Annotated in this window: 27 protein-coding genes and 3 pseudogenes; 13 read left to right on the forward strand and 17 right to left on the reverse strand. The window is 66.2% G+C overall.

All coding sequences use genetic code 11. The features are described 5' to 3' along the window. Positions 1-34: 34 nt before the first annotated feature. The 3 genes from tnpC to tnpA are packed head-to-tail and all read right to left on the reverse strand — an operon-like array spanning position 35 to position 2,478. A complete protein-coding gene (gene tnpC / locus CYFUS_RS35745; protein ID WP_095984752.1) occupies positions 35-1,702 on the reverse strand; it encodes an IS66 family transposase in 1,668 nt (555 codons plus the stop codon). 48 nt (positions 1,703-1,750) lie between these two features. Continuing rightward, positions 1,751-2,062 carry an IS66 family insertion sequence element accessory protein TnpB gene (tnpB, locus tag CYFUS_RS35750; RefSeq protein ID WP_198316251.1) on the reverse strand — a complete coding sequence of 104 codons (312 nt, stop codon included), beginning with the start codon at positions 2,060-2,062 and terminating at the stop codon, positions 1,751-1,753. A 26-nt stretch (positions 2,063-2,088) separates the two neighbouring features. Beyond that, complete coding sequence (gene tnpA / locus CYFUS_RS35755; RefSeq protein ID WP_095984753.1) at positions 2,089-2,478, reverse strand: IS66 family insertion sequence element accessory protein TnpA; 390 nt, start codon at positions 2,476-2,478, stop codon at positions 2,089-2,091. 374 nt (positions 2,479-2,852) lie between these two features. Here tnpA and CYFUS_RS35760 point away from each other — a divergent pair, with 374 nt between their 5' ends. After that, the gene (locus CYFUS_RS35760) at positions 2,853-4,088 is read left to right on the forward strand and encodes an ISL3 family transposase (RefSeq protein ID WP_095989294.1); all 1,236 of its coding nucleotides are present in this window, start codon (positions 2,853-2,855) and stop codon (positions 4,086-4,088) included. A 317-nt stretch (positions 4,089-4,405) separates the two neighbouring features. On the opposite strand, the gene CYFUS_RS51205 is transcribed toward CYFUS_RS35760, so the two are convergent. Together CYFUS_RS51205 and CYFUS_RS35765 are read right to left on the reverse strand one after the other, a co-directional pair. After that, positions 4,406-4,612: a hypothetical protein gene (locus CYFUS_RS51205; RefSeq protein ID WP_157758854.1), complete on the reverse strand. Its 207-nt coding sequence runs from the start codon at positions 4,610-4,612 to the stop codon at positions 4,406-4,408. Continuing rightward, positions 4,609-4,743 carry a helix-turn-helix domain-containing protein gene (locus CYFUS_RS35765; RefSeq protein ID WP_232536997.1) on the reverse strand — a complete coding sequence of 45 codons (135 nt, stop codon included), beginning with the start codon at positions 4,741-4,743 and terminating at the stop codon, positions 4,609-4,611. Before CYFUS_RS35765 ends, CYFUS_RS51205 begins: the two co-directional genes overlap by 4 nt. Before the next feature lie 604 nt (positions 4,744-5,347). Between CYFUS_RS35765 and CYFUS_RS35770 the strand changes: the two genes are divergently transcribed. Then, complete coding sequence (locus tag CYFUS_RS35770) at positions 5,348-6,229, forward strand: hypothetical protein (RefSeq protein ID WP_095989296.1); 882 nt, start codon at positions 5,348-5,350, stop codon at positions 6,227-6,229. Then, positions 6,226-6,537, forward strand: a complete 312-nt coding sequence (locus CYFUS_RS51950; RefSeq protein WP_198317010.1) for a hypothetical protein — start codon at positions 6,226-6,228, stop codon at positions 6,535-6,537. Before CYFUS_RS35770 ends, CYFUS_RS51950 begins: the two co-directional genes overlap by 4 nt. An 80-nt stretch (positions 6,538-6,617) precedes the next feature. On the opposite strand, the pseudogene CYFUS_RS53260 reads toward CYFUS_RS51950, so the two are convergent. Next, positions 6,618-6,701: pseudogene (locus CYFUS_RS53260) on the reverse strand (helix-turn-helix domain-containing protein); the annotation flags it as partial. A 375-nt stretch (positions 6,702-7,076) separates the two neighbouring features. Between CYFUS_RS53260 and CYFUS_RS35780 the strand changes: the two are divergent. Continuing rightward, positions 7,077-8,051, forward strand: coding sequence for an NADP-dependent oxidoreductase (locus CYFUS_RS35780; protein ID WP_198316252.1), 975 nt, complete (start codon positions 7,077-7,079; stop codon positions 8,049-8,051). A gap of 166 nt (positions 8,052-8,217) precedes the next feature. Here CYFUS_RS35780 and CYFUS_RS35785 read toward each other — a convergent pair whose 3' ends face one another. The 3 genes from CYFUS_RS35785 to CYFUS_RS35795 all read right to left on the reverse strand — a co-directional run bounded on the left by CYFUS_RS35785 (position 8,218) and on the right by CYFUS_RS35795 (position 10,027). Then, on the reverse strand, positions 8,218-8,673 hold the full coding sequence (locus tag CYFUS_RS35785) for a GNAT family N-acetyltransferase (protein ID WP_095989297.1): 456 nt from the start codon (positions 8,671-8,673) through the stop codon (positions 8,218-8,220). Next, entirely contained in the window at positions 8,670-9,557 is an 888-nt protein-coding gene (locus CYFUS_RS35790; protein ID WP_095989298.1) for a VOC family protein, read from the reverse strand. The genes CYFUS_RS35785 and CYFUS_RS35790 overlap by 4 nt, the downstream gene beginning before the upstream one ends. A 194-nt stretch (positions 9,558-9,751) precedes the next feature. Then, positions 9,752-10,027, reverse strand: a complete 276-nt coding sequence (locus CYFUS_RS35795) for an aldo/keto reductase (RefSeq protein ID WP_232536998.1) — start codon at positions 10,025-10,027, stop codon at positions 9,752-9,754. 90 nt (positions 10,028-10,117) lie between these two features. Here CYFUS_RS35795 and CYFUS_RS35800 point away from each other — a divergent pair, with 90 nt between their 5' ends. Then, positions 10,118-10,339, forward strand: a complete 222-nt coding sequence (locus CYFUS_RS35800) for a hypothetical protein (protein ID WP_095989299.1) — start codon at positions 10,118-10,120, stop codon at positions 10,337-10,339. Here CYFUS_RS35800 and CYFUS_RS35805 read toward each other — a convergent pair. Next, a complete protein-coding gene (locus tag CYFUS_RS35805; RefSeq protein ID WP_095989300.1) occupies positions 10,305-10,784 on the reverse strand; it encodes a hypothetical protein in 480 nt (159 codons plus the stop codon). The genes CYFUS_RS35800 and CYFUS_RS35805 overlap by 35 nt on opposite strands. A gap of 591 nt (positions 10,785-11,375) precedes the next feature. Between CYFUS_RS35805 and CYFUS_RS54695 the strand changes: the two genes are divergently transcribed. Together CYFUS_RS54695 and CYFUS_RS54700 are read left to right on the forward strand one after the other, a co-directional pair. Beyond that, complete coding sequence (locus tag CYFUS_RS54695) at positions 11,376-11,948, forward strand: transposase zinc-binding domain-containing protein (RefSeq protein ID WP_095989301.1); 573 nt, start codon at positions 11,376-11,378, stop codon at positions 11,946-11,948. A gap of 293 nt (positions 11,949-12,241) precedes the next feature. Next, positions 12,242-12,495, forward strand: a pseudogene (locus CYFUS_RS54700) (DUF4132 domain-containing protein); the annotation flags it as partial. Between the two features lie 186 nt (positions 12,496-12,681). Here CYFUS_RS54700 and CYFUS_RS53270 read toward each other — a convergent pair. Beyond that, on the reverse strand, positions 12,682-13,152 hold the full coding sequence (locus CYFUS_RS53270; protein ID WP_095992437.1) for a MarR family winged helix-turn-helix transcriptional regulator: 471 nt from the start codon (positions 13,150-13,152) through the stop codon (positions 12,682-12,684). Between the two features lie 63 nt (positions 13,153-13,215). On the opposite strand from CYFUS_RS53270, the gene CYFUS_RS35825 reads away from it, so the two are divergent. After that, on the forward strand, positions 13,216-13,584 hold the full coding sequence (locus tag CYFUS_RS35825) for a VOC family protein (RefSeq protein ID WP_095989302.1): 369 nt from the start codon (positions 13,216-13,218) through the stop codon (positions 13,582-13,584). A gap of 4 nt (positions 13,585-13,588) precedes the next feature. Here the strand turns inward: CYFUS_RS35825 and CYFUS_RS53275 are convergent. Further along, positions 13,589-13,726: pseudogene (locus tag CYFUS_RS53275) on the reverse strand (IS5/IS1182 family transposase); the annotation flags it as partial. A 227-nt stretch (positions 13,727-13,953) separates the two neighbouring features. Here CYFUS_RS53275 and CYFUS_RS35830 point away from each other — a divergent pair. After that, positions 13,954-14,568, forward strand: coding sequence for a DUF4440 domain-containing protein (locus tag CYFUS_RS35830; RefSeq protein WP_157758857.1), 615 nt, complete (start codon positions 13,954-13,956; stop codon positions 14,566-14,568). 589 nt (positions 14,569-15,157) lie between these two features. On the opposite strand, the gene CYFUS_RS35835 is transcribed toward CYFUS_RS35830, so the two are convergent. Both CYFUS_RS35835 and CYFUS_RS35845 read right to left on the reverse strand, forming a co-directional pair. Beyond that, positions 15,158-16,054, reverse strand: a complete 897-nt coding sequence (locus tag CYFUS_RS35835) for an FG-GAP repeat domain-containing protein (RefSeq protein ID WP_198316253.1) — start codon at positions 16,052-16,054, stop codon at positions 15,158-15,160. Positions 16,055-17,380: 1,326 nt separating this feature from the next. Then, positions 17,381-17,752 (reverse strand): nuclear transport factor 2 family protein, encoded by a 372-nt coding sequence (locus tag CYFUS_RS35845; RefSeq protein WP_095989305.1) that lies wholly within the window; start codon positions 17,750-17,752, stop codon positions 17,381-17,383. Positions 17,753-17,966: 214 nt separating this feature from the next. On the opposite strand from CYFUS_RS35845, the gene CYFUS_RS35850 reads away from it, so the two are divergent. Both CYFUS_RS35850 and CYFUS_RS35855 read left to right on the forward strand, forming a co-directional pair. Beyond that, the gene (locus CYFUS_RS35850; RefSeq protein ID WP_232536999.1) at positions 17,967-18,944 is read left to right on the forward strand and encodes a GlxA family transcriptional regulator; all 978 of its coding nucleotides are present in this window, start codon (positions 17,967-17,969) and stop codon (positions 18,942-18,944) included. A 176-nt stretch (positions 18,945-19,120) separates the two neighbouring features. Further along, positions 19,121-20,902: a xanthine dehydrogenase family protein molybdopterin-binding subunit gene (locus CYFUS_RS35855; protein WP_232537000.1), complete on the forward strand. Its 1,782-nt coding sequence runs from the start codon at positions 19,121-19,123 to the stop codon at positions 20,900-20,902. A gap of 178 nt (positions 20,903-21,080) precedes the next feature. On the opposite strand, the gene CYFUS_RS35865 is transcribed toward CYFUS_RS35855, so the two are convergent. Continuing rightward, the gene (locus tag CYFUS_RS35865) at positions 21,081-21,425 is read right to left on the reverse strand and encodes a hypothetical protein (RefSeq protein ID WP_095989307.1); all 345 of its coding nucleotides are present in this window, start codon (positions 21,423-21,425) and stop codon (positions 21,081-21,083) included. Beyond that, the gene (locus CYFUS_RS35870; RefSeq protein WP_095989308.1) at positions 21,406-22,335 is read right to left on the reverse strand and encodes a LysR family transcriptional regulator; all 930 of its coding nucleotides are present in this window, start codon (positions 22,333-22,335) and stop codon (positions 21,406-21,408) included. Before CYFUS_RS35870 ends, CYFUS_RS35865 begins: the two co-directional genes overlap by 20 nt. A gap of 104 nt (positions 22,336-22,439) precedes the next feature. Here CYFUS_RS35870 and CYFUS_RS35875 point away from each other — a divergent pair, with 104 nt between their 5' ends. Beyond that, entirely contained in the window at positions 22,440-23,078 is a 639-nt protein-coding gene (locus CYFUS_RS35875) for a glutathione binding-like protein (protein WP_095989309.1), read from the forward strand. Between the two features lie 134 nt (positions 23,079-23,212). Here CYFUS_RS35875 and CYFUS_RS35880 read toward each other — a convergent pair whose 3' ends face one another. Beyond that, on the reverse strand, positions 23,213-24,214 hold the full coding sequence (locus CYFUS_RS35880) for an aldo/keto reductase (RefSeq protein WP_095989310.1): 1,002 nt from the start codon (positions 24,212-24,214) through the stop codon (positions 23,213-23,215). Between the two features lie 73 nt (positions 24,215-24,287). Between CYFUS_RS35880 and CYFUS_RS35885 the strand changes: the two genes are divergently transcribed. Further along, on the forward strand, positions 24,288-25,235 hold the full coding sequence (locus CYFUS_RS35885) for a LysR family transcriptional regulator (protein WP_095989311.1): 948 nt from the start codon (positions 24,288-24,290) through the stop codon (positions 25,233-25,235). Positions 25,236-25,267: the final 32 nt, after the last annotated feature.

Genomic DNA, 25,267 nt, shown 5'->3' on the forward strand with positions numbered 1-25,267 from the left:
TGGTGGCCGCGTGATGGACGGCACGTCGACGAGCCTATCGCTGCTGAGCCTGCTGCTGGGCCCACGACTCGGGGAGGAGCTCCGCGAGGCGGGAGGCGGGGAAGCGGGTGTCGCCGAGCTTGGGCAGCACGTCGCGGAACCAGGCCCACGGGTCCATGCCCAGCCGGTAGCAGCTGAGCACGAGGGAGTAGACGTTGGCGGCCCGGTGGCCAGCGGCATCGCTGCCCAGGAAGAGCCAGTTCTTGCGTCCGAGGACAATGAGCTTGATGAGGCGCTCCACCTCCCCGTTGTCCAGCGGAATGCGTCCGTCCGTCAGGAAGCGGCCCAGGGGGACGTAGCGGTTGCGCGCGTAGGCAATGGCCTTGCCCAGCGGCGTCTTGGCGGGCACGTGCGGGGCCCACTGCTCCAGCAAGCCGAAGAGTTCCTCGTAGACAGGCAGACTGTGTGCAAGTCGCAGGGTCAGGCGCGCCTCGGGGGAGAGCCCCGCGTCCTGAGCCTGCCGCTCCACGGCGTACAGCTTCTGCACGAGCATGAGCACCGTGCCGCCGCGAGCGTCTCCGGCCACGTATGCGCGCTCGAAGCCACGCCGGGCGTGCATCCAACAGCCCACCTCAATGCGTGGAGAGGTGGGGCCGAAGAGGGCCTCGTAGCCCTTGTAGCCGTCCACCACCAGATAGCCTCGGAAGTCGGCCAGCACCGCTTGGGGGCCCGTGCCACTCCAGTCGGGGGTGTACTCCACGAAGACGTTGCCACCCACGCCCACGTACGGCCAGAGGTGGCCGCGCTTGATGCCACGGGCGTCGTCCCTGTCCAGCACGCGCACCCCGGTGTCGTCGGTGTGCAGCAGGGCGTCCGCCAGCGTGCGCTGCTTGAGCAGCTGCACCACGGGCGGCAGCAAGTCACTGGCGCTCGCCACCCAGTCGCCCAGGGTGGAGGCGGGCAGCCTCACCCCGTGGCGCTTGTCGAAAATGGCCTGTTGGCGGTGCAGGGGTAGCCCATCGCGGTACTTGCCCACCAGCAGCTGCGCCAGCAGCCCCGGGCCGGGCAGTGCCCCGGGTAGTGGCGTCTCACCGGCGGGCGCGGCGGCCACCCCCTCCTTGCAGCGCTGGCATGCCAGCTTCGGGCGCTTCTCCACCCGCACGTAGAAGCGCGCCGGCTCCAATTCCAGTCGCTGGCTGACCTCCTCGCCCATGGGCTGCCTCTGCTCACCGCAACCCGGGCAGACGCACTCCTCGGCCGCGGGTTGCACCAGCACCTCGCGCCTCTCCAGGTGCGCGGGCAGGGCCTGGGCGCCGCGCACGGGCGGGCGCTTGGGCGCCTTCTTCGGCGCGTCGGCCGGCGGGGCCGCTGGGGCGGCTGCCTGTGCGCCGTCGGCGGTGGTGGGCTCGGCCGCTGGCTCGACGGACTGCTGCTGGGTGAGCAATGACAGCAGGAGTTGAAGCTGACTGGCGGGAGTCTTCTCGCTGCGCCGTCCGTACAGCTGCCGCAGCGCCTGCTTGAGTCGCACCAGCGTGGAGCTGTGCTCCTCGCGCAGCCGACCCAACAGGTCCAACAACATCTCAATGGCCTGCTCGCCGCGGCCCTCCGTCAGCAGCTGCAGCACGTAGGCGCGCACCGCCTCCAAGTCTTTCCCCTCGATGGCGGGCAGCTGGGCCTCTTCCTCCTGGCCCCTCTCTTCTTCGATGGTGACGGGAGAAGTCATGCGCGCCTTGCCTATGCCCGAAGTCATGCCGGGCGCGCAAGCGCGGACTCAGTGCACCTCGCGCCGCCGTACCGCGTGGCTTGCTTCCACCAGCGACAGCAACTCCGCGAGCTGCCGGACGTCCAGGTGCACCGCGGCCTGGCCCTCCACGGGCGCCGGTACCCGGAAGCGTCCCGCCTCCAGTCTCTTGCTCACGGTGCAGTACCCGTTGGCGTCCCAGAAGAGAATGCGGACGAAGTCCCTTCTCCTGGAGAAGAAGACGAACAGGTGGCCCGACTTCGGCTGCTGCCCAAGGCCGCCCTGCACCAGCGCACTCAGCCCGTCGGCCTGCTTGCGCATGTCGCACGGCTGTGTCGCCACCCAGATTCTCACTCCCTCCGGTAGCTTCAGCACCCCTGCACCTCCTTCACCGCCCGCAGCACCCGCTCCACCAGTGCCTGGCTTGCTCCCGCCTCCACTCGCACCCGCACTCCGCCCACCTCCACTTGCACCGCCTCCCCTTGCTCCCGCCCCGCCTCGCTCCGCTCAGCGGGCGCCGCCTCCACGGGCACGAAGGACATGGCCGTGCGCGCCCCCTCCTTCCCTTCTCGCCTCCTCGTCCAGAAGCGCAGCCTCTCGCGCGGCAAACCGTGCTTGCGCATGAAGGCCGACTGCGTGCCTCCTTCCTCCTCCCACGCTCGCACCACCTGCGCTGCTACCTCCGGTGTCCACCTCGGCCGCCGCGCTGCCTCCAACCACGCCGGCTCCGTCTTCGTCGTCGCTGTGTTCGTCGTCATCGCGCCGCGCACTCTGCGGCCCCTCGAGCACTTCCACTACCTGGGCTGGATCGGAGGCTTACGTTGAATCCGCTTCACGCAGGTACTCCTCCGGATCAAATGGCTTTTCAGTAGACGGTTTCTCCACGGATGCCGCGTTCAACGTGCCCTCACTCACTTCGCCGCTGCGCCAAAAACTGCACTGCGATCTAATTTAGCTCAGTCAGAAAAACAGGATCTTCTGTAGCCGAAATGGGCGTTCCCGCCGTGGACGGGAGGGTCTCCGATGAGAGATGGGGAGCGAGAAGCCGATAGAGGCTGTCGCTCTGGGAAGAGACCAGGTCGCGGAGTTGCAATACGTGCCGCCCCCGGGGTGCTGGAGGGGGAGGCGGGGCGTGGCGGGGCCAAGGCTGCGAGAGGTGCTGGGGCGGGTGTTGCGCATCCAGGGGCTGAGTGTGCAAGGGGCCCGGCTGGAGGCCAAGGGAGTGGTGGTGGAGGTGCGCCCGCGCCAGCGCAAGCCTCGCTGCGGAGTGTGCGGCCGGCCCGCCCCCGGCTACGACACGAGCCCTGGGCGGTTGTGGCGGCACCTGGCGCTGGGACAAACCATCTTCTGGCTGCATTACGCCCCGCGCCGTGTGCACTGCCGCGAGCATGGGGTGAGAGTGGAGCGGGTGGCCTGGGCGGCGCACGACTCGAGCTTCACGCGGGCCTTCGAGGAGCTGGTGGCCTGGCAGGCGCAACGCCTGGACAAGTCCTCCATCTGCCGGCTGCTGGGCATCAACTGGCGCACGGTGGGCACCATCATCGAGCGCATTGTCGAGGAGCGCCTGTCGCCAGGCCGCCTGGAGGGGTTGCAAATCATTGGAGTGGACGAGCTGGGCTGGAAAGCCGGGCACAAGTACGTGAGCCTGGTGGTGGACCACCTGCGCTCGCGAGTCGTCTGGGTGGGAGAGGGGAAGAACGAAGAGACCCTGGACGCCTTCTTCGACGAGCTGGGAGAGGAGAGGACGAAGGAGTTGACGCACGCGACGATGGACCTGTCGGCGGCCTTCAGCAAGGCGGTGGGCAACCGTGCCCCACATGTGCGCAAGGTGTTCGACCGGTTCCACGTGCAGAAGCTGGCGAACGAAGCGCTGGATACGGTGCGCCGGCAAGAGGTGCGCGAGCAGGCGGGGAGCCAGGAGGGAAAGGCGCTCAAACAGAGCCGCTGGGCGTTGCTGAAGAATCCGTGGAACCTGACGGTGCGCCAGGGAGAGAAGCTCAGCGAGTTGAAGAAGACGAACCAGACGCTCTACCGGGCCTATCTGCTCAAGGAAAGCCTGGCACGGGGCATGGACTACGTGCAGCCCAAGCGAGCCTCGGAGCACCTGGACAAGTGGTGTCAATGGGCCAGCCACTCCAGGCTCGCCCCCTTCGCGAAGCTGGCGAAGACAGTCCAGCGGCACAAGGACGGCATTCTCGCCTACGTGGAGACGGGACTGAGCAACGGAGTGGTGGAGGGAATCAACAACAAGATTCGAGCCCTCAGCCGCCGCGCCTATGGCTTCCGCAATCCCAAGGCATTCAGGGCGATGATACTGCTGTGCTGCGGGGGCATGGAGTTCACTCCGCCGTTGCCAGTAGCGGCATAGCCCCTCGCCGTAGAAGCAGGCGGCTGGGGACCGAGCCCCGCAGCGCCGACAGATTCGACTGCAACCCGGCCAGTAGGGCAGCGGAGCCAGGCGCTCTGTCATGCACAGCTGCGGCTTTCGGCACCCCAGGTCGTGCCCCTGTCTCATTCATGCCTCGAACTCTCGCGGGGACTTGAATCCCATGGCCATCGCTCGGCTCCGCACGCCCTTGAGCCCCATGTCCTCCCCATGCGCACGGCCTCTTGTCGACAGTCCTGCCCACTCGACGTACCGAAGACCCGAAAAACAACCGACCATCCCTTTGGTAACGAATCGAGTCACGTGCCGACCAGGCTCCCCTCTCCATCGTAGATATAAACCAAATCAAATTCTCCACCACCACCCAGAAGAACATGAAACACCTCACCACCCGATGCATCAACGGAGCGAAGCTTCGTATCTGGGTCCGCGCAGAGTACGAATGATATCTCGACCATCGTCTCCACGCGCTGTACGGAGTTTGGAGGCCCCAGGCTCTTGCTCAAGGATTGGCTCTTCCCCACACCCGCTCCAGTTCCCCGCGCTCCAGGAGCGCGTAGACCGTGGCCCGGCAGACGGCCAGCCCGCCCGCCACCTCGCGGACCGTGAGCATCGCGGGGCCCACCAGCCGCACCATGATACGAACCACTCCGGGCACGAGCGCAGTGCCGGCTCGCGTCCATCGGCGCGCATACCTCATGATGATAGAGACATGCCCAGCATGCAGGCCGATCGCTCCAGCTACCCACGTCAGACACACCCTATAGGTTCCTGTCTCATGCTCCCAACTCAGGGAGGGGTGTGGAAAACATATGCATACTACATGGAGTAGACTCGGGCTGCTCCTGGTGTTGCCCTGGTTGACGAATTGTGTGACTCGGCCCGAGATTCGCCTCGACACAGGACAGGGCCCCCCCATCGTCTACACCCCACCATCCGTCGATCCTCCACCGGTAGAGATCCGCCAAGAGGAATTTCTTGGAGCCTTGACGGATCTCGTGCTGCACATGTCACTGACCCTCTCTCCTCCTCCGGAGAAGCAAGGCCGGGTGATACTCGCCTCCTGGGGAGGGTCGCAAGACAAGGCCCAGCACATGCTCATGAGCCAGTGTGCGCCCTCGGAGCCTCCGGACGGTTGCCTCAGGCTACCGAAGAACGCGCCACCTCAAGAAACTCTGGCACGTTTGCGGCTGGCACTTTCTTACTCCATGGACTCCGTGTGGGAAGGGGCTACAGTGCCCATGAGCGAGTTCCTGGATCCACTCGCATTCAAAGTGATGGCCTACACGGCTCTGAGCACATACCTTGTGACTCTCCTGCTACCTGATCCTTTGACGAAGGGGCTCGCGGCCGTGCTCACCGTCTGGCTGGTGGCCTACCTGGGCTTCGGCCCGGTGTGGGCCATGATGAAAGCCGGGTGGCAGTTACTGGAGGACTCCCAACGTGCGACAACCACCGAGGAGTTGGGGCAGGCAGGCCGCCGCTATGGCCGGGTCCTCGGGGACAACGGTATGCGCGTGCTCCTGCTACTGGCGACAGCAGCCATCGCAGGCCAGACGAGCTTCCTGACCAAAGGGCCCAAGTTGCCCGGCTTCCATCAAGCGGCGGCGGCCTCCACGGCACGAACAGGGGTGAGGCTGGAGGCGGCGGGGCTGGTTGGGAACGTGGCACTGGGGACCCAAGAACTGGTGGTGGGGCTAGCACCTACCGCCGTAGCCACCACGGCCATGGGACCCGGGGGCGGAGAACCACCCTCGAAGCAGGATAGCCTGATAAGGCAACCCACGAATGAGGCGGAAACAACCCGGGTTGGCCGATGGATGTCCGAGGCCGAGTACAAAGCGATGGTGGAGAGCGGGCGAGTGCAGGCTCCGCACAACGGCGCCGGTGCCACTCATGTAACGGTTCCGCCCAATGCTTCTGCGTTCAAGCCTCCGCCACAGAGCACCCGCTTCGTGGAGTTCGATGTTCCTACAAGACAGCTTCGTATCCATGACCCCGTGAATGGGTGGGGACGGGTGTTCGGACCTGGCTCGCTTGAGGCAAGGGCCGCTACGGCCAAAGGATTCGCAGTCTCCACAGAAATGCCACCTGCAACAAACATTCGAGTCACTGTTCCATGAGCAACGTTACCTGGTCGTTCACCGATTTTGTTCGATGGCTGCGCACGAAAAGCGAGACGCTCAGAGGCTTGGGCGCAACGATTGAGTTCCATGTCAACGAAGATTTCAGGGCGTCAGCTCGACTGAGAGTCGAGCGTGGAAAACAACTGGGCGAGTTGACTGTATGGGACAACGGAGCCGCACACATGGCGGTTCTCGACCTCTCGTCGGGTGACTTCATTTTTGAACGAGATGGCGTGTCTCTCGCTGAAACCTCCTCTTCGAGTGAACTGAAAGAGTTCTTTGAGCGATTGGAGGCAGGGGTGTAGGGCCGCCGCAGTACCGCCCCGGCGAGGAACGCCTCCAGGGACGCGGCCGGGATACGGATGGAGCATCCAACCCACACCCGCTCCAGTTCCCCGCGCGCCAGGAGCGCGTAGACCGTGGCCCGGCAGACGGCCAACTCTTCCGCCACCTCGCGAACGGTGAGCATCGCGGGGGCGCGCGGGCCGCACCAGGGCGCGCACCACGCTCCGCACCACCGGCGCACCACGCCCAGTCGAAACGGTGGAAACGGTGCCAACCGGCTCCGCCTCCGCGCCGCCGGAAACCTCAGTGCTTTCCATGGGTTGCGAGCCCGTGATAGGGGCTGCCACCCCCTGCCAACCCACCCCACCCCGGCTCATAACCGATTGGTCCCTGGTTCGAATCCAGGAGGGCCCACCCCTTTCCTCCGTGAGTTCGCCCGCTTGGCGGCAGCGAATTTCCCCAGCTCCGAAGCCCGCCCAGCAAGGGACCCGTCAACCGTCGGACGCGGCATGCATATCCTTTCGGGAGTTACCGCTCAACCCGAGAAGGAGTGACAGCAATGGCATCGTCCATTCCCGACAAGATGAAGGCCGCGGCGCTCGACACCTTCGGCGGCCCAGAGGTGCTGGGTATCAAGTCCATGTCCGTGCCTGCCTGTGGCGACGACGAAATCCTCATCCGCGTCGCGGTGGCGGGGATCGGAGTCTGGGACCACCTGGAGCGCGAAGGCGAAATGAAGGACATGGTCCCCGGCGGGCCCCGCTTCCCGTACGTACCCGGCACCGACGGAGCGGGGGAAGTCATCGCCGTAGGCAAGAACGTGAAGGACCGCAAGGTCGGCGACACCGTCTACGGCATCGCGTTCATGAGTCCCAAGGGAGGCTTCTACGCGGAGTACGTCGCGGTGAAGGCGGAGCATGCGGCGAAGGTGCCCAAGGGGCTGAAGGTGGAAGAGGCCGCTGCGCTCGGGGGGGATGGTGTCACGGCCATCCAGGGCCTGGAGGACCATCTCCAGCTCAAGTCCGGGCAGAAGCTGCTGCTCTTCGGAGCCAGTGGAGGCCTGGGGCACCTCGCACTGCAACTGGCCCGGAGGATGGGGGCGAAGGTGCTGGCGGTCGCCTCCGGCGAGGACGGCGTGGAGTTGGTCAGGAGGCTGAGCGCCGACGCGGTGGTGGACGGCAAACGGGGAGACCTGGAGAAGGCCTGCCGCGACTTCGCGCCGGAAGGCTTCGACGCCGCGCTGGTGCTGGCGAAGGGTGACGCCGCCGAGCCCCTGCTCCGCCACGTCCGCAAGGGAGGGCGCATCGCGTACCCGAACGGCGTGGAGCCCGCGCCGAAAGGGCCCGAAGGGGTTCAGACGAAGGCCTACGACGGCCTCCCCAACCCCAAGTCCCTCGAACGCATCAACGAGCTGATCGAAGCCGGCCCCTTCCATATGGAGATTGGCCGCGTCTACGCGCTGGAGGAGGCGGCGAAGGCGCAGCAGGAGGTGCTCAAGCATCACCTGGGCAAGTTCGTGATGCGAATCAACTGACGCTCCCCGGAAGGCGTCCCCCAAACAGGGGCGAAGCCGGAGCCAGAGGAGGTCGGTCGCTTTGATGTTCGGCCGATGGAGCGAATGAGGGATGCTCCATCGGCTGTTGGCGGGCATGACGAAGCGCCGGAATCTGGACCGGAGGTCGTCGTAGCGCGAGCCACACTCACTCCGTCGAACCAAGCCTCATGAGGACTTCGGCAACTCCATCCGGGTGATGCGGGTTCTCGTTGATCATGGTGTGGAAGCCACACTTCTCGAGGACACGGATCGACGCGAGGTTGTGGAGAGCGACCCACGCATGAAGCGGCCGGGCGGGCTCGAGCACGAGAAACTCCGAGAGGGCCCGAGTGGCGAGGCCTTTGCCCCAATGCTCGCGACCCATCCAATAGCCGACGAGGCGCCTGGCATCCTGTTCCCAACTGCCGATGTACCCAACGACCACGCGGCCCATGACGATGGTGCGGGTGACGTTTTCAGGGAGGAGAACCCTTGTGCGCCAGTGGGTCATGAACGCATCGCGCTCCCGCGATGGAAATGCGGCCATGCGCAGCGCTTCTGGGTCGCGCTGGTGTTCGAAGAAGATGGGAAGGTCCTCATCTGTGACGTCGCGGAGGATCATTCAGAAAAGGCTCCTTGCGGCAGGCTGAATTCGATCCACAGGAGGCGGTGCTCACCGGGTGGCAGGACAAGGCTCCGCCTGTCAGGCGAGTACGCCACTTCGGGATTCCGGATGTCACTGGATCGCATGATGCGTTCGACGATGGCGAGGTCCGGCACGGCCAGCGTGACGCCAACGATCCGGTGGCCCGGCACGCGCTGGAAATGCTTCGGCAGGAATCGGATCTGCCCGCGTTGTAGCTTGGCGACCGGCGCCTTCATGCTTTTCGGCGCCCGTATCGTCTGCGTGTCCATCCGGGCGCCGAGCGTGCGAAGCAGTGCGCGCTCGGCGTTGAAGTCGTCCGCCGCCATCCAGACCGCCGACAGCGAGGTAGCGCCGTTGGCATGACGATAGTGCTCCGGCTTGTCGGTGGGTGAACGGTTCAGGCCCACGCCGTCACCGAGCGGTGCAAAGAACCAGTCGTCCAGCGGCTGGCCGCGCACGATGGAAAGCAGGCCGTCGTCGGTTTCGTGCCGGATACCCTTCGTATCGAGCCAGCGGGCGAGGGGGTCGAGAGCCGAAACGTACAGGGCGAGGAACGCGGGCCCCTCTCCCTGGGCGAGCAAGTCGAGGTAATCGCCCGAAAGCTGGTCCTCACGCGTACGCGCGGTGATGAGCTCCAACTCGGTGCCGTCGGGAAATTTCACGTGCCGGTTTTCGATGCCGTTCGCATGCGGCCGACCGCCCTTGATCGAAAAGCCGAGACGCGCGAACTCGGAGGCCATGGTGTCGAGGTCGCGTACCGCGATCGGAACGTGGGCGAGTCTCAAGGCTTCGGCGGCAACAGCAGAGGTGCCGAAGAAGACGATCAGGCATGCCAGGGCGAGCGTCCAGCTCCTTGTCATCGTGGATATCCATGCGGCGATTCGTCGGGTAGGTAACGACTATAAACCCGGGTTGGAAAGAAGCGACCCAGAGCGCGGCTGGAAGACGAGGTTCAAGACTGCCGGGTCGAAGTGAATCCCATGCCCACGGACAAGGCCCGGTAAGCGGCGGCCCTCATTCCTCGGGGGGACCCGCGCCGACGACAGGGAGCGCGCTACCGGCGCTCGCTGTCGAGGTGCTTCATCTGATTCGGGTCGTAGCGGTCTCCGGAGATCTTCACCACCGACTCGAGCGCCACGAGGTCGTCCTTCGACAGCGGCCGCTCCAGGGCACCGAGCACGTCCTCGAGCTGCGCGCGGGTCTTCGCCCCCACCACGGGGACGAGCGAAGGCTGCCGCGCCAGCACCCAGGCGAGTGCCACCTGCCCCGGCGTCATGCCGCGCTCGCGCGCGCGAAGCGCTGGAGCGCAGAGGGTGTCCTCGATGGGCACCGAGGGATCCAGCCACGAGAAGAGTGTCAGACGACTCGGAGGGCGAGAGGTGCCAAAACGAGTTCTTCGACACCTTCCCTGGGCATCGATATGGCTTTTGACCAGCTCTCCACGGTCGACGGCAGCTCCAACACCGTGGAGAACGCTTTCCTCCAGAACCCGGCGGCCGGCACATGGACGGTGGTGGTGCTGGGCGACGAACTCGTCCAGGACGCCCACCTGGAGACAGCCGCGGTGGACGCAGACTACGGCATGCTCGACCGGATTTTTCAGCCTGCTAGAAACAGCTATTGCCCGGGTAGGGCGGGCTGAAGCCGTCGTCCATGCTCTCGACGATGTAATACTTCACGGCACCGTAAAAGCTCGCATCGCCGTAGCAGGTCTTGATATGCGCGTAGTAATAGGGGCTGGCATTGCGATACGGCGCGCCGTCGAGATAGACGGTGAGCCCACTGCTGAACGTGCCCACAGCACCGCTCACCGTCGTATAACCATCGAAGATGGAGTTACATGTAGCATTGATGACGCTGCCACCGGCACAGTTGAAGTATTGCTTGACGAACGCCGGACCGAAACCGGACCTCTGGTAGATCTTGTGTCCATTGACATAAATCTGGGTCAGCGCGCCGCCGGTGCTCTGCGTCGCCCAGTAGCTCGCCAGCTCGGCAGTGCTGGCAAACGGACCGTCCTGCTGCTGAGCCAGAGCCGGGGTTGCAACGGCAACAGAAAGCACCAATCCCGCAAGAAACTGCTTCATGAGCTCTCTCCTTGAATCGTTACACAAACGGGCCTGAGTTTCCCCGCAGGGGATATGATAGAGAAGAGAGGTCTAACAGATTCAAACGGCCTTGTACATAATCCTGCTTATTGCGTATAGGCGGGATAGAAGCCATGTTGAGGGTGAGGGCAGGAGAGGAGGGGCCGAGAAGGGCCGCAGCCGGGGCCAGCAAGGCCGCGCACCGCGCCGGTACACGGGACGGTACAACCTCTTGGGGCACACCCCTGTCCTGGCCGCCCTCGCTGAGGAGAGAGGCAGGGAGTTGGGGCGCAATGACAGCGGCTGCGCCAGATTCAGCACCACGCCTGCTGGGGAGCAGCCCGGCCCAATCCACCCGCGGCGTCCTCTGCTTGCTCGGCTCCTCCACCGTCGCGGCCAAGGAGAGGCTCTCCTTCTGTGGGCCCGCCTCCGTCCCCGCTTGAGAGAGCAGAAATGGCCGGAGCCTGGCGCCCGGAGCGAAGACGCCATGAAACCTCGTGAGGTTCGCCCGAGGCGGAGGCACCAGGGACGCCATGCGACGGAGCCGTTCCAGCCCGGTGAAAAAGAGATGCGTGGTGCCGTCCGCCAGCTGTGAGGGAGAACCTGGCCACGCTGCTAGCGGAGGCAGGCGAGTTGGGACGCGGCCTGCCCCGGTACGTGGAGCGGGACTTCGCCAGGTACCTGGAATGCGGAGTGCTGGCACACGGCTTCGCGCGGGTGCGCTGCGAGAGTTGCAAGGACAAACTGCTCGTCGCCTTCTCGTGCAAGGGGCGAGGGGTGTGCCCCTCCTGTAACTGTAGAAAATTAGAACTCATCCCTCCATCTGTACAGCGTAAACCATCCACATCTGGCGCACTTGATCTCACTGCATTCGTTGACGCCGTCCAATCCTGCAGACTCGTCCATGAAGATCTTGACGTTGCCTTCAACGTTGCCGCAGCCGTCGCGTGCGCAGGGCGACTGAGTAGGCTCGCCCGCGCTCACCCAGCGGCTGCCGTACGCGTGTGTCTGGTCGACGCGATTCGGACCCATGGACGCGTAATTTGCTGGCGCCCGCTGCGGCTTCTCCGACGCACTCGCCGATCCGCAGTGGTAATAGCTCTTCGGGGCATGTGCCACACCGCACGCATGGCATATAGAGATCTCGGCAGCGTTGCTCTGTGACATGAGGAAGACGCAAGATCCAAGCTGCGTAGAGGGCAGAAACGGGCAACTTTCCTGCAAGCAGACGAACATACCATCAAGTGGGCGAAGACGGTGTCGCGAAGACGGTGTCAAAGGACTCGCCGAGAAGGGTGTCAGACGAGCCGTACGGACGCTTAGGCGTCCGAAGAACAGGGCTCGGCGTAGACGGGTCACCCGACCGTTCTTCGAGTGTTTCCGAGGACTTGGAAGCTACGTGCTCGCCCATGGGGTGAAAGAGGGACTGGTGGAAAGGTGCGCCGAGTGGCCAGGCCATGTGCGCGCGCCGCCGCTGGAGCGCGGACGTCTTCCGCCAGTTCTTCGTCGAGCATCCGCTGCTCATCCACGTGGTGCGCCGTCTCGTCTGGGGCACCTACTCCCCCGAGGGCCGGCTCACCGCCACCTTCCGCGTGGCCGAGGATCGCTCCTTCGCCGACAGCCAGGACAACAGTGGACCCTGCCCGCGGACGCCCTCGTGGGCCTGCCCCATGCCCTGGAGCTGGACGCCCCGACCGCGGGCGCCTGGGGCCAGGTCTTCGCCGACTACCCGCTGCTCCAGCCCTTCCCCCAGCTCGGCCGTCCCACCTGCTGGGTGTGGCGCAAGCCACTGTCCGCCGCGTGCTTCGATTGCATCGGAGAACTGGCGCACGGCTTCGCGCGGGTGCGCTGCTCTTCCCGGGGATCCTGGTGCTGCCGCTGGGGCGCTGACCCCGCCTTACGCCCCGTCTTCACCGTCGCCGTCGCCGTCACGCAAGGAGTGGACCATGCTCCGCAGGAGCTTGAACGCAATCGACTGCTCATCCTCCGTCATGCCACCCAGCATCCTCACCTCCACGGATCGGACCGCAACGGTCGCCTTCTCGAGGAGCCGTCGACCCCGTGCGGTGAGGCGCGTGGGCAGTACTTTCCCGACAGGGGCCTCCGCGGGCCTGGTCACGTAGCCGTCTCGTTCCAAGGCTTGCAGCAGCACGTTCATCGATTGCCGTGTCACGAACGCGCCTCGCGCGAGCTGGGAGTTTGACAGGCCCGGACGCTGAGCCAGCAGCTCGAGGCAGGAGTATTGCGTCACGGTCAGTCCGAGCGGCCGCAGCGCTGCCTCCATCGCCGCGCGCAGGGCGCTCGACGCCTCTTTCAGCAGGTAGCCCAGTGACGTCTCAAGGTCGATGCCGACTCCGTCTTGACTCATGTCAGCATCCTGACATAGATTGTTCGATGTCAGCAAGCTGACATACCGAGAAGGAACATCACCATGCCCGTTACCGGTCCCGACTTCATCTCCCTCCAGGCTCGCGACCTCGACGCGTCGCGGGCGTTCTACGAGCGGTACCTCGGCCTCGTCCGCTCTCCATCAGGCCCGCCCCATGCCGTCGTCTTCAAGACGACGCCGATCGCGTTCGCGCTGCGAGACATCGTTCCCGGCACCGATCTCGCGTCCGTTGCTCAGCCCGGCATCGGGGCCGCGATCTGGCTTCACGCCACGGATGTCCAGGCCATTCACGACGCGCTCGTGGCCGACGGGCACACGATCGTCCGGGCTCCGTTCGACGGACCCTTCGGCCGCACGTTCACCTTCGCTGACCCCGACGGCTACCAGGTCACCCTCCACGATCGCGCCTAAGAACCTATTTCGGTAGGAAGGCGTGGAACCCCGTGATGAGGCCCAGGGCGAAGTGCAGCATCCCCCGGGAGGTGTCTTCGCGCTTCTCCCAACGCACCAGCAGTCGGCGGAAACGCGTGAGCCATGCGTGGGTTCGCTCCACCGGGCCAGCGCCGCGCTGTCTTGTGCCCTTGGCGCCTGGCCTTGTTATGACATCGGTCGCCCAGCAGCTGGGACCCCACACTCTCCCAATCGGGGAGCCAGAGCTTCGCGGCCCAGTCCATGAAGCTCCTCTGATTGTCATGTCCCCGCACGGCCTCCACACCGCGGTATTGACGACTTCATGCACGGTCCAGTAGTCACCGCCGCCCACCACCCAAGGGAGCATTCATGAAACGTACGATTCTGGTGTGCGTCACGGCCGTTGCGATCTCAGGCTCCGCTGCCTGGGCTCAGGACAAGGAGCAGAAACCCGCGGCTCAGAAGCCCGCCGCCACGGCCGAGCAGGCGCCAGCGATGGACCTGAAGGCGATGGGCCCGGGGGCTCGCAAGCCCACCAACGAGAAGCAGACGAAGAAGGAGGTCATGGAGTTCTTCAAGCAGCAGGAGGAGATCGAGAAGAAGGGTGACTTCGAGGCGTCGCTCGCGACGTACGACTTCCCCATCTTCATGGTCACCGATGACCTGAAGGGCGTGCCCGAGAGCGGGGAGTACACCCGCGAGGCGTATGCCGCGATGATGAAGCCCATGTTCGAGAACATGCCGAAGGACATGAAGGTGACCCACAAGCACACCATCAGCGTCCTCTCGGACTCGCTGGTGAGTGTCGTCGATGACTTCACGATGACCCAGGGCAAGCAGAAGGTCACCGGCCGCAACACCTCCCTGCTCGTGAAGCGGGACGGCCAGTGGAAGTGGAAGACGATGGTCGAGGCCGGCTGGGGCGGAACGCCTCCCGAGGGCGCCAGCGGCGGCGCGCAGACACCTCCCGAGGGCAAGAAGTAGAAGCACTCGGAGGGTGAGGGCCCACTCGGCGGCATGAGGCCCTCGCCCTCGGATGATTCAGCCCTGCTCGATGCGACGTCCCGGGCCGGAGTAGGCTCGGGGCCGACCACATCCATCAGGGGAAAGTTGTTTGGACATCAGGACGAGGTGCACGCACACCCTGCTCGCCGTGCTTGCCGTCACGATCTCCTGCACTCCGCCAGGAAAGCCCCCGGTCCGCCGCCCATCGAGTTCGAGCACGAGCCGCTGGCGGCGCACTGCTTCAGCTCGGCGGCCACCACCGGGCTGTTCCCGCTCGGAGACGACCCCGACACGTTCCACTGGGTGATGATGCTGCTCGACGGCCAGCCCCTCCAGGCGCTCGGCACCAAGAGCACCCTCACCCTGGCGACGGCGCGAAGAGCGACATGGTCTGGAAGCCAGGGCCTTCGTCGGCTCGACCGGCGCGAAGGCGCGTCCCGGGTCCCGCGAGCGGGGGCGGGGGCAGAGCCGGGGCAGGAGGAGGAGAGCCCAGCCTTTGTCGCGACGGTGGAGGAGCCGGGCAAGGAGCGCTCACCCCGTTTGGACTCTCGCCGGGCTGCTCAAGAACTCAGAGTCCGTTGGGGACCACGGTCACGGTGCCGGATCCCCTGTTGGTCAGGATGAGATCGGCGTCCCCGTCCGCGTCCATGTCCGCGGTGGCGATGGCGTTGAGGCCAGGCGAGGCGCCGGTCGTGACGACAGTGCCCGAGGTGAAGCCTCCGTTGCCGTTGCCGGTCATCGGGCGGACGCCGCCCGAGGCCGTTGTAACGAGAATGTAGGCGTCGAGCTTGCCATCGCCGTTGAAGTCATCGGCCACGACGCCCAGCGCCGAGTTGGCGACCGTAGTGGCGGCAGCGGCGGACTGAACGCCGCTCGCGAAGGTGCCGTTGCCGTTCCCTTTGAAGAAGAAGAGGTACCGGCCGGCCGCGCCGTTCGAGAGGATGTCGAGCGTGCCGTCGCCGTTGGCGTCGCCGAAGGCGATGCCCGCCGTCTGGCCGCTGACGGCGTTGGTGTAGGAGACTGGTGCGGCGAACGAGCCGTTGCCCTGGTTGATGAGGATCGACAGGCGTGCGCTGGCGGGGCTCGTCACCACGAGATCAGAGAAGCCATCACTGTTCAGGTCACGGCAGGCGATCGTCGACTGCACGCCGCCGGTGTTCGGGATGCCGATGAGCGTGGGCGCGCCGAAGCTGCCCGCGCCGGTGCCGAAGAGCACGCTCACCTGGTTCAGGGTCACGCTTGTCGTGGCGATGTCAGCCACCCCGTCGTGATCGAAGTCCCCGGTGCAGAGGTGGACGGAGCCCGGAGTGCCGGTGGTGAAGCTCGTCGGCGCGCCGAAGGTTCCGGGCGCGCTCGGGCCCAGGTTCTTGTAGACGCTGATGTTTCCGTTGTTGAGGAGCAGGTTGGTCTGGCCGTTGACGGTGACGGCGTCGAGCCACCCGTCGCCGTCCACGTCCACGGCCACGACCGCGTTGCTGGAGATCGAGGCTGGTGACGTAGTCGCCGTTGTGAGCGCTGTGCGCGTTGATACACGCCTGCTCGCTAACACGGACGATCGTGTAGGGATGAATCGTCGAGCTGGTCTTGTGGCAGATCTGGACCTGCCCGTTGACATCGAAGTAGTTGCACTGCTCGTCGGTGAGCGTGTCATGGCTCTCGCCCACGGTCTCGTCGCCTTCGTGGCTGTCGGCCTCGGAGGGGTCAGTGCTGGTGCAGCCCGCGAGGAGCAGGGCGGAGAGAATCGGGATCGTAAGGCAGGAGAGAGAGCTTTTGAGGTAGCGCATGTCTGGGTCTAGTCCTCTATTCTTGTATGCGCGTGGGGTACCGCGCGCAGCAACCGGACTAAAGGAGAAGCACCAGGTCGTCAATACAGGAGCGATGCCACCGTGGAATGGAATACGGCTTCGGGATGTGATGTCGAGGCAGGCCCCTGCCCGTCTTTTGGCGTTCCGGCCCGGCATCTCGCTCGTTTGGCCCCCAATGACAAGGGCAACACATAACGCAGCTGTGCGTGGTTCCCGCAAGAAGGCCCCATCTCTGCGTTTCAGCCGCTCTGAATGACACGTCAGCCGCTCTGCTGACATGAGAAGTCGCCACTCCAGTCCACCAGCCGCCCAGCCTTCCTGGAGAGGTTGGCGCGCAGGTCCTGCATGAAGGAGGAGAGAGAGGCACCTCGAGCCCACAGCAGCAGGTGGAAGTGATTGGAGGCGAAGGTGAATCGTGCAAGCGAACGGAGCCGGCGCTGTGTTGAACGGCTTTGGCGAGCACCCCCTGAAAGCACCTGGAAGTGACGAAGTAGAAGCCCTCGTCCTGGAACATCCTCAGCGGCCAGCCCATCCCCATCCACTGCATCCGGTTCGCAGGGCCCGATGCACCTCGTGGGCCAGCTCGCAAGTTCTCGGAAAGACTTGGAGGCTGGTCGGTTCACCCGTCCAGGCCATGCCTGTTTACCTGTGGCTTGAGTCCCGCGTGACACCCACTCTGCCGCCACTCAGTTCGGGTGCTTCCGCGCCCGCCCGGCGTGCGGCTCATGGGCTCCCCGTCCGCCTCCCTCTCCTCCCCCCCTTTGATCCCGCCCGCTACCCCCCATAGGGCTCCTGTCCTTCCTAGGCTCGGGGACCGAGTGGCGGGCGGCGGCTCCGTAGGCCCGCCGCGGGCTTGATTCCGCCGCCTCCCGTCGAGGCCGCCCGCTGGCCGCGCATCGGCCCGCGTCGCGCGGCGGGCGGTTCGACGGCACCGGCCGCAGCCGGTGTCGCCTTCCGACAAGTCCTGTCGAAGCCGACGGCCGCGGCTACTTGATCGGGAACATGGAGTTGCCGGAGATCGTCTTTTCGGCGGCGACCTCCTCCTGGATCACGTCCCAGTGCTCCACGAAGCGCCCGTTCACGACCTTGAAGATGTCGACGACGATCATCGTCTTGTCGCCCCAACCGACGTATCGACCGTGGATCATCACGAACTCGCCGTCTTCGAGGACGAGACCGGGTTCGTAGCGGAAGTCGGCCTTCAGGCTCGGGATCATCTTGCGGAAGAAGTCCGTCCCGTTCGGCATGCGCGGGTTGTGCTGGATGTATCCAGGGTCCCAATACTTCTCGAGGACCGTCAGGTCCCGCTTGATGAACAGCCCGGTCATTGCCGCGAGGACGAGTTCTTTGTTGTTCATGGTGTTGCCTTTCCAATGTTGTGTGTTCTGAGTGAATGGACGACGAATCTTCCCGTCAGCGCGCCGACCCGATTGAAGAAGAAGCCGTCGGTGCCACTCGTGAAGACGACGAGCGAGGCCGCCGGGCACGGGATGAACAATCGCAACAGCGGACATTTCCAGCCAGTGGCGTCATTGACAATGTTCGGTCTATACTCGCCACATGTTCCTTCACTTGATTCTCGACGGCGTCGCGGACAGCGCGCTCGGCGTGGCGCTCGACGTCGTCGCCACCGCGGCCCACTTCACCCAGTCCGGGCGCGCTCCGTTGCCTCACGGCGGCAAGGCGCTGCTCCAGCGCGTGGTGTCCCTCGACGGAGAGCCGGTGCGTTCGGCGGCCGGGCGCTCGGTCGCCGTGGATGGTGCGTTCAGCCCTCGCGCCCTTCGCGAAGGCGATGTCGTCCTGCTACCGGGCGTCTTCTCGGCGGGCGCACGAACCGTCGAGAAGCTCCTGGCCCGGGAGGACGCCCGCCGCGCAGCCGAACTGCTCGCGAAGGCCGCCTCCAAGGACGTGACCCTCGCTGCGTCGTGCTCCGCCACGTTCGTGCTCGCCGCGTCGGGCGTGCTCGACGGACGGTCCGCGACGACGTCGTGGTGGCTCGCGCCCGAGTTCGCACGGCGGTTCCCGAAGGTCTCGCTGTCCGCCGAGCGCATGGTCGTCGACGAAGGGAGCATCATCACGGCGGGTGCCGCGCTGGCCCACGTCGACCTCACGCTCACGATCGTCGCGCGGATGATCGGTCCTTCCTTGCCGCATCTCGTGACGCGCTACCTCGTGCTCGACGAGCGCTCGTCCCAGGCTCGCTACATGGTGCACGAGCATCTTCGAGCGAGCGATCCAGCGGTCCTCGCGATCGAGCGCTTCGTCGCCGAAAACGTGGAGCGACAGTTGTCGCTCAAGGAGCTCGCGCGCGCGGCGCAGGTGTCGTCGCGGACGCTCGCTCGCCGCGTCCGGACGAGCCTGGGCATGACACCGCTGGAGTTCGTCCATCGCCTGCGCGTGCGCCGCGCCATCCATCTCCTCGAAACCACCCGCTACGCGATTGAAGACATCGCCGCGCGGGTAGGCTACGCCGACGCGGCCGCCTTCCGGCGCGTCTTCCGCCGCTACACAGGGGAGTCGCCGCGGCAGCTCCGCGAGCCAGGTGGATGAAGGTCTTCATCCAGGCCTCGGCTTCCTCCTCCAATTGGCAGATGCTGGACTTCGTCCCCACGACCGCCCTGGGTGGGAGGTGCTCTTCCAACGGCTGCTCGGACACCTCGTCACGCTCGATGGGGGCAAGCCACCCAAGCCCTCGAGACCCCTGCCCAAGCTCGACCCGCTGCCCGATGTCCTCCAGCGCGCTGATCGACAGCACCGGCGCGGTGCACGAGCCGTTCGCGGGTGTGGAGGCCGGCAACGCCCGACTCGCCATGGAGACCGCCTCGACATCGCACGCCGACACCTACGTGAGCCCGGCGCAGCACCACAACCCGATCGAGATGCTCTCCACCACCGCGCACTGGTCGGATGGCAAGCTCACCGTGTGGGAAGGGACACAGATCTCGGGCCCGATGACGACAGGGCTCGCGCTCATGCTTCGGCTGGACCGCTCACTGATCGAGGTGAAGAGCCCCTCGGTCGGCGGCAGCTTCGGGCAGAAGGGCGCGTTTCAGCTCCAGACCACGCTCGTCGCGCACGCCGCGATGCTGCTCGGACGCCCGGTGAAGCTGGTCATGCCGCGCGCGCAGCTCTTCCACAACGCGGGCTTCCGGCCGAGGAGCCGCCATCACGTCAAGCTTGGCGCGGACGCGGGCAAGATGGTCGCGGTCCAGTACGACGCCGACCACCAGCAGTCGCGCTCGGGCAACTTCCCTCCGCGGTACCACGAGGCGACGGTGCAGATGTACGGCATCGCCGACTATCTCGGCACCGCCAGCAACATCCGCATCGACACGCAGACTCCGGGCTACATGCGCACGCCGTTCCCTCAGCCCTCCCAATTCGCGTTCGAGAGCGCGGTCGACGAACTCGCCTACAAGCTCGGCGAGGATCCGGTCGCGTTCCGTCTGCGGCATGACACGACGATCGACCCGCTCCATGGCAAGCCGCTGTCGTCGCGGTTCCTGAACGACTGCATCCGCGAGGGGGCGCAACGCTTCGGCTGGGAGCGGCGGACCGCGGCGCCGGGGTCGATGGCGTTGCCCGACGGAACACAGGTCGGCTGGGGAATCGGCTGCGGCGCCTATCCGTCCATGACGACGCCTTCGCTGGTGACCTTGCGCGTCTACGCCGACGGCAGGACGCGCTACGCCGCCTCCGGCCACGAGATGGGTCAGGGGATGCGCACCGCGATCGCCTCGGTGCTGCTGCGCGAGCTCGATCTGGATCCCAACCGGCTGGAGATCTTGATTGGCGACACCAGTGCCGCGCCGCAGCACCCCACCTCCGGCTCGTCGGGCACGACGAGCGTCGTCTCCGCCGCCGCCACCGCCGCGGCGAAGATGCGCGAGGCGGCGGACGCACTGTTCGCGGGTCGCGAGCTCTCCGGCAACCTGCACCAGCGGCTCCTCAAGGTGCGTCGCCCGTACCTGGAGATCGAGGCGTCGCAAGTCGGGCCCGGACAGGATCCCAGCGTGCTGGACGCGCTCAGGCATGGCGGCTTCGGGGTGTGGGGACCCCACTATCCGTCGTTCACGTCGTTCAGCTACATCGCCCACTTCGTCGAGGTCCACGTCGAGCCGCGCACGCGGCGGGTGCGTGTGCCGCGGGTCGTCAGCGTCGTCGACTGCGGGCGGGTCGTGAGCCCGAGGACCGCGACGAGCCAGGTGCTGGGCGGCGTCGTCTGGGCGATTGGCGCGACGCTGCGCGAGGAGACCGAGGTCGACCCGCGCTTTGGCGGCTGGCTGAACTGTGACCTCGCCGACTACGTCGTGCCGGTGAACGCCGACGTGGGCGACATCGACGTCACCTTCATCGACAAGCCCGACCCGCTGACCAATACGACTGGCGCCAAGGGGCTGGGCGAGGTGGCGATGGCCGGTGCGTCCGGTGCGATCGCCAACGCCATCTACCACGCGACCGGCAAGCGCGTGCGCAAGATGCCGATCCGGATCGAGGACCTGCTGTAGGCCCCCCAGGCGCCTCCCAGAAAAGGTGTCAACTGTGGTTGGAGGCAGGCGGAGTGGAGTGGCGGACGTGAAGGGAGCAGGAGGGGTGAGAGCGATTCTGGCGCACCTGGGGTTGCCCACGGCGAGTGCGCGCCTGGCCCCGGCGCGAGGGCCGCCCCAGAGCGCGTGGTGTTGAAGCTCAAGCCGCCACAGCCAGCCCAGAGCGTCTGGCCCCTGCCGCGCCCCTGCCGGGAAAGCGGCGGCTGGGCTGGTCGCTCACGGTGTGATCGTGCGTCTCGGCCGCGCGCGCCACCAGGTGCTCCTGCAGCTGGAACTCGCGCACTTGAGCCTCGGTGAGCGGTTGCGATTCGTACAGGTTCGCCGTGGCCGGCGACGTCCACTCCATCCGCTGCGTCTCCAGCAGGATGTTGCCGTGGAACTTCGGCTCCACGAACCGCACGATGCGGGTCCTCGTGTCCGCCGACACCTCGTTGAGTCCCGTCGATGGAGATGTCCCGTGCTCCTCAACCAGCCAGAAGTCCACGGGGGGCCGCGGCCTCGAGTGCGGACAAGAGGCGGAGCGCGGCATCATTGAGCTCCCGCCGCCACGCGAGTCGCCAGGGCCGGCGGAGTGGTCCCGCCGCGAGACGCTTCGCGACGAGCTCTCCCTTGCCGAGGTGCGGGTGGGCGATCCACTCGGAGAGCACCGCGATGCCCATGCCCGCACGCGCTACGTCGAGGATCGCCTCCGTGAGCGGCAGCCGCTCGAAGCGAAGCCGTGGCCTCGCCCGGCCGAACACGCTCGCCATGAACCAGTGCGACTCCGCCGACGCGACCTGCCCGATCAGGAGCGTGTTCTCACGGATGTCCGCGGGAGTGAGCGTCTTGCGCGCAGCGAGCGGGTGCGACGCCGACATGATGAACACGACCTCATCGGAGAAGATCTGATGCTCCTTGAGCCTGCCGCGTGGGACCACCGACGTCGTGACGAGCGCGACGTCGATCTCCCCGGCCTCGAGCGCCGCGACGGGAGCGAGTGTGTGCTCCACCGCCAACGCGACCTCGAGTTCCGGCAGGCTCTTGCGCAGCCTCATGAGCGTGGACGGGAGCCAGTGGTACACGGTGTAGCACTCGCAGACGAGGCGGATGCGCATGGGCGGAGCCACCGGCGCGAGCACGAGATGCTCGAGGTCGCCCATCTCCACCAGAAGGCGCGTCGCGCCGGTGACGAGACGCTGCCCCGCCGCGGTGGGGACGAGCCCGCGAGGCGTACGGTCGAAGAGGCGCGTGCCGAGCTTGTCCTCCGCCGCGAGGAGCGCGCGGCTCACCGCTGGCTGCGTGAGGTGCAGCACGGAGGCGGCTTGCGCCGTGGTGCCGGCGGAGGCCAGGGCGAGCACGACGCGAAGGTCGCGCACGTCGAGGCGGGGACTCGGCGGAGGAGCAATGTCATTCATGCATTGAGTCTATGCCAAGGATGCGTTGGACGCATTCCTCCAGAATGCGCAGAGTGGCGCTCGTTCCGGTGAACGGAACGAAAACGACCCCTGGAGGAAATGCCATGCAACTTTATTTTTCGCCCCTGTCCTGTTCGATAGCGGCCCGAATCGCGTTCTACGAGGCGGGAGAGGACGCCACGTTCATCGAGGTCGACCGGAAGACGAAGCTCACGCGCGACGGAAAAAACTTCCGGGACATCCATCCGCTCGGCCTCGTCCCAACCCTCCGCACCGACGACGGCGACATCCTCACGGAGAACGCGGCGCTCCTTCAGTACGTGGCCGACTTCTTCCCCAAGGCAAAGCTCGCGCCGACGGACCGCATGGAGCGCGCCCGGTTGCACGAGTGGCTGTGCTTCATCGGGACCGAGCTGCACAAAGCACTCTTCGCGCCACTCCTCGACACGAAGGCCCCCGAGGGGGCGAAGGCCTACGCGCTGGAGAAGGGGGCCTCCCGCCTCTCTCATCTGGAGACGTACCTGACCGGCCGTGAGTTCCTCCTCGAGCGATTCAGCGTCGCGGACGCATACCTGTTCACGGTGCTGAACTGGTCCGTGGTGACGCCGGTCGACCTGAAGAAGTGGCCGGCGATCTGCGCATACGTCGCCCGCCTGCGAGACAGGCCGAGCGTGGCGAAGGCTTTCGCGGAGGAGCGGGCGCTCTACACGGAGGAGCAGGCGCGGCACAAAGCCAGCGCGTGAGCAGCCCTCCAGCGGCGCCGTGTCCTCTTCGGCCTCTCCACAGGTCAGGAGCACCCGGAGCCACTCCCGGTTGCCGGCCGGTAGGCGGAGTCCCCCTCCCTCGGGGGACCCCAGCGCCGACGACAGGGAGCGCGCTACCGGCGCTCGCTGTCCAGGTGCTTCATCTGGGCCGGGTCGTAGCGGTCACCGGAGATCTTCACCACCGACTCGAGCGCCACGAGGTCATCCTTCGACAGCGGGCGCTCCAGGGCACCGAGCACGTCATCGAGCTGCGCGCGGGTCTTCGCCCCCACCACGGGAACGAACGCGGGCTGCCGCGCCAGCACCCAGGCGAGCGCCACCTGCCCCGGCGTCATGCGACGCTCATGCGCGAAGCGCTGGAGGGCCTTCACCGAGTCCTCGTTCTTCGCCCCGTTCTCGCCAGCGAAGCGAGGCTGATGGGCGCGCCAGTCTCCCGCTTCCGTCGGCTTGCTGCCAGTCAGCAGTCCTCGCGAGAAGACCCCGTAGAGCGTCGCGCTGATGCCGAGCTCGGCGAGCACGGGGAAGATCTCCGCCTCGGGGCCCCGGGTGCCGATGGCGTACTCGATCTGCAAGTCGACGATGGGGTGGACCCTGTGGGCCCGGCGGATCGTCTCGACACCCACCTCCGACAGCCCGATGTGGCGCACGTAGCCCGCCTTCACCAGATCCGCGACCGTCCCGATGGTGTCCTCGATGGGCACCGAGGGATCGAGCCGCGCCGGGCGGTAGATGTCGATGGCCTCCACCCCCAGCCGCTTCAGGCTGTAGGCGATGAAGTTCTTCACCGCGACGGGGCGCGTGTCGTTGCCGTTGAAGCTCCCATCCGGCCCTCGGAGCGCGCCGAACTTCACGGAGAGCTGCACCTTGTCCCGGCGCCCCTCGATGGCCCGCCCCACGAGCATCTCGTTGTGGCCCATGCCGTAGAAGTCCCCCGTGTCGATCAGCGTCACCCCTCGCTCGATCGCCGCCTGGATCGTCCGGACGCTCTCGGCGTCATCGGTCTTCCCGTACGTGCCCGACATCCCCATGCAGCCCAGTCCCAGCGGGAAGACCTCGGGACCCGTGGAGCCCAGCTTCACCGTGCGCTTCGTCTGCTTCGTCTCGTGCGTGCTCATCCGTGTGTCTCCTTGCTGCGCCAAGACTAAGGATCGACACACTTAAATCAAATCAATAGGATGTATCCCAATCATGCACGGAATCTATGAGAAAGACCTGGACCTCAACCTGCTCCGCGTCTTCGTCGTGGTGGCGGAGGCGGGCAGCGTCACGGAGGCCGCCAGCCGCCTCTACCTCACGCAGCCCGCGGTGAGCGCGGCGCTCAGGCGCCTCGCGTCGACGGTCGGGGCACCGCTCTTCGTCCGCGCGGGACGCGGACTCGCCCTCACGACACGCGGACAGCGCCTGTTCACCTCGGCCCGGCCGCTCCTCCAGGCCCTCGTCGAAGCCACCGTCTCCCCGGCGGCCTTCGACCCGAAGACGAGCGAGCGCACCGTGCGGATCGGCCTCTCGGACGCGAACGAGACCTGGCTCCTTCCGCCGCTGCTGCGCGCGCTCGACGAGGAGGCGCCACGCATGAGGCTCGTCGTGATTCCCGTGCAGTTCCGCACCATCGCCGAGGCCCTGGGTTCCTCGGCGGTGGACTTCGCGGTGACGGTGGCCGACGAGCTGCCAGCCGACACGCGGCGTCTGTCATTGTTCTGGGGCGGATTCGTCTGTCTCTACGATCCGCGGCACGCCCGGATTGGCAAGCGACTGACGCGGGAGAGCTACCTCGCGCACGAGCACGTCATCGTCTCGTACAACGGAGACTTGAGAGGAATTGTCGAGGACGCGCTCGGCGTCCAGCGGCGTGTCCGGGTCTCGGTCCCGATGTTCCACAGCGTCGGGGCGCTCGTGGAAGGCAGCGCCCTGCTCGCCACGTTGCCCGCCGTGGTCGCGCGCGAAATCATCTCGTTGCGTCCGAACCTTCGAACCACTCCCCTGCCCCTGGACCTGGGAGGCGCACCGACGGAGCTGCTCTGGCGCAACACGGTCGACGACGACGACGCCATCCGCTTCATGCGGGATCTGGTGGTCCGCGTGGTGAAGACAATACACGGCCCCGAGGAAGCGCCCCGGCCGACGACGAGCGGCTGAGGCGGCCATCGACGTGACCGGGGCGCGGGCCC

This window comes from Cystobacter fuscus, assembly GCF_002305875.1.
GTDB lineage: Bacteria > Myxococcota > Myxococcia > Myxococcales > Myxococcaceae > Cystobacter > Cystobacter fuscus_A.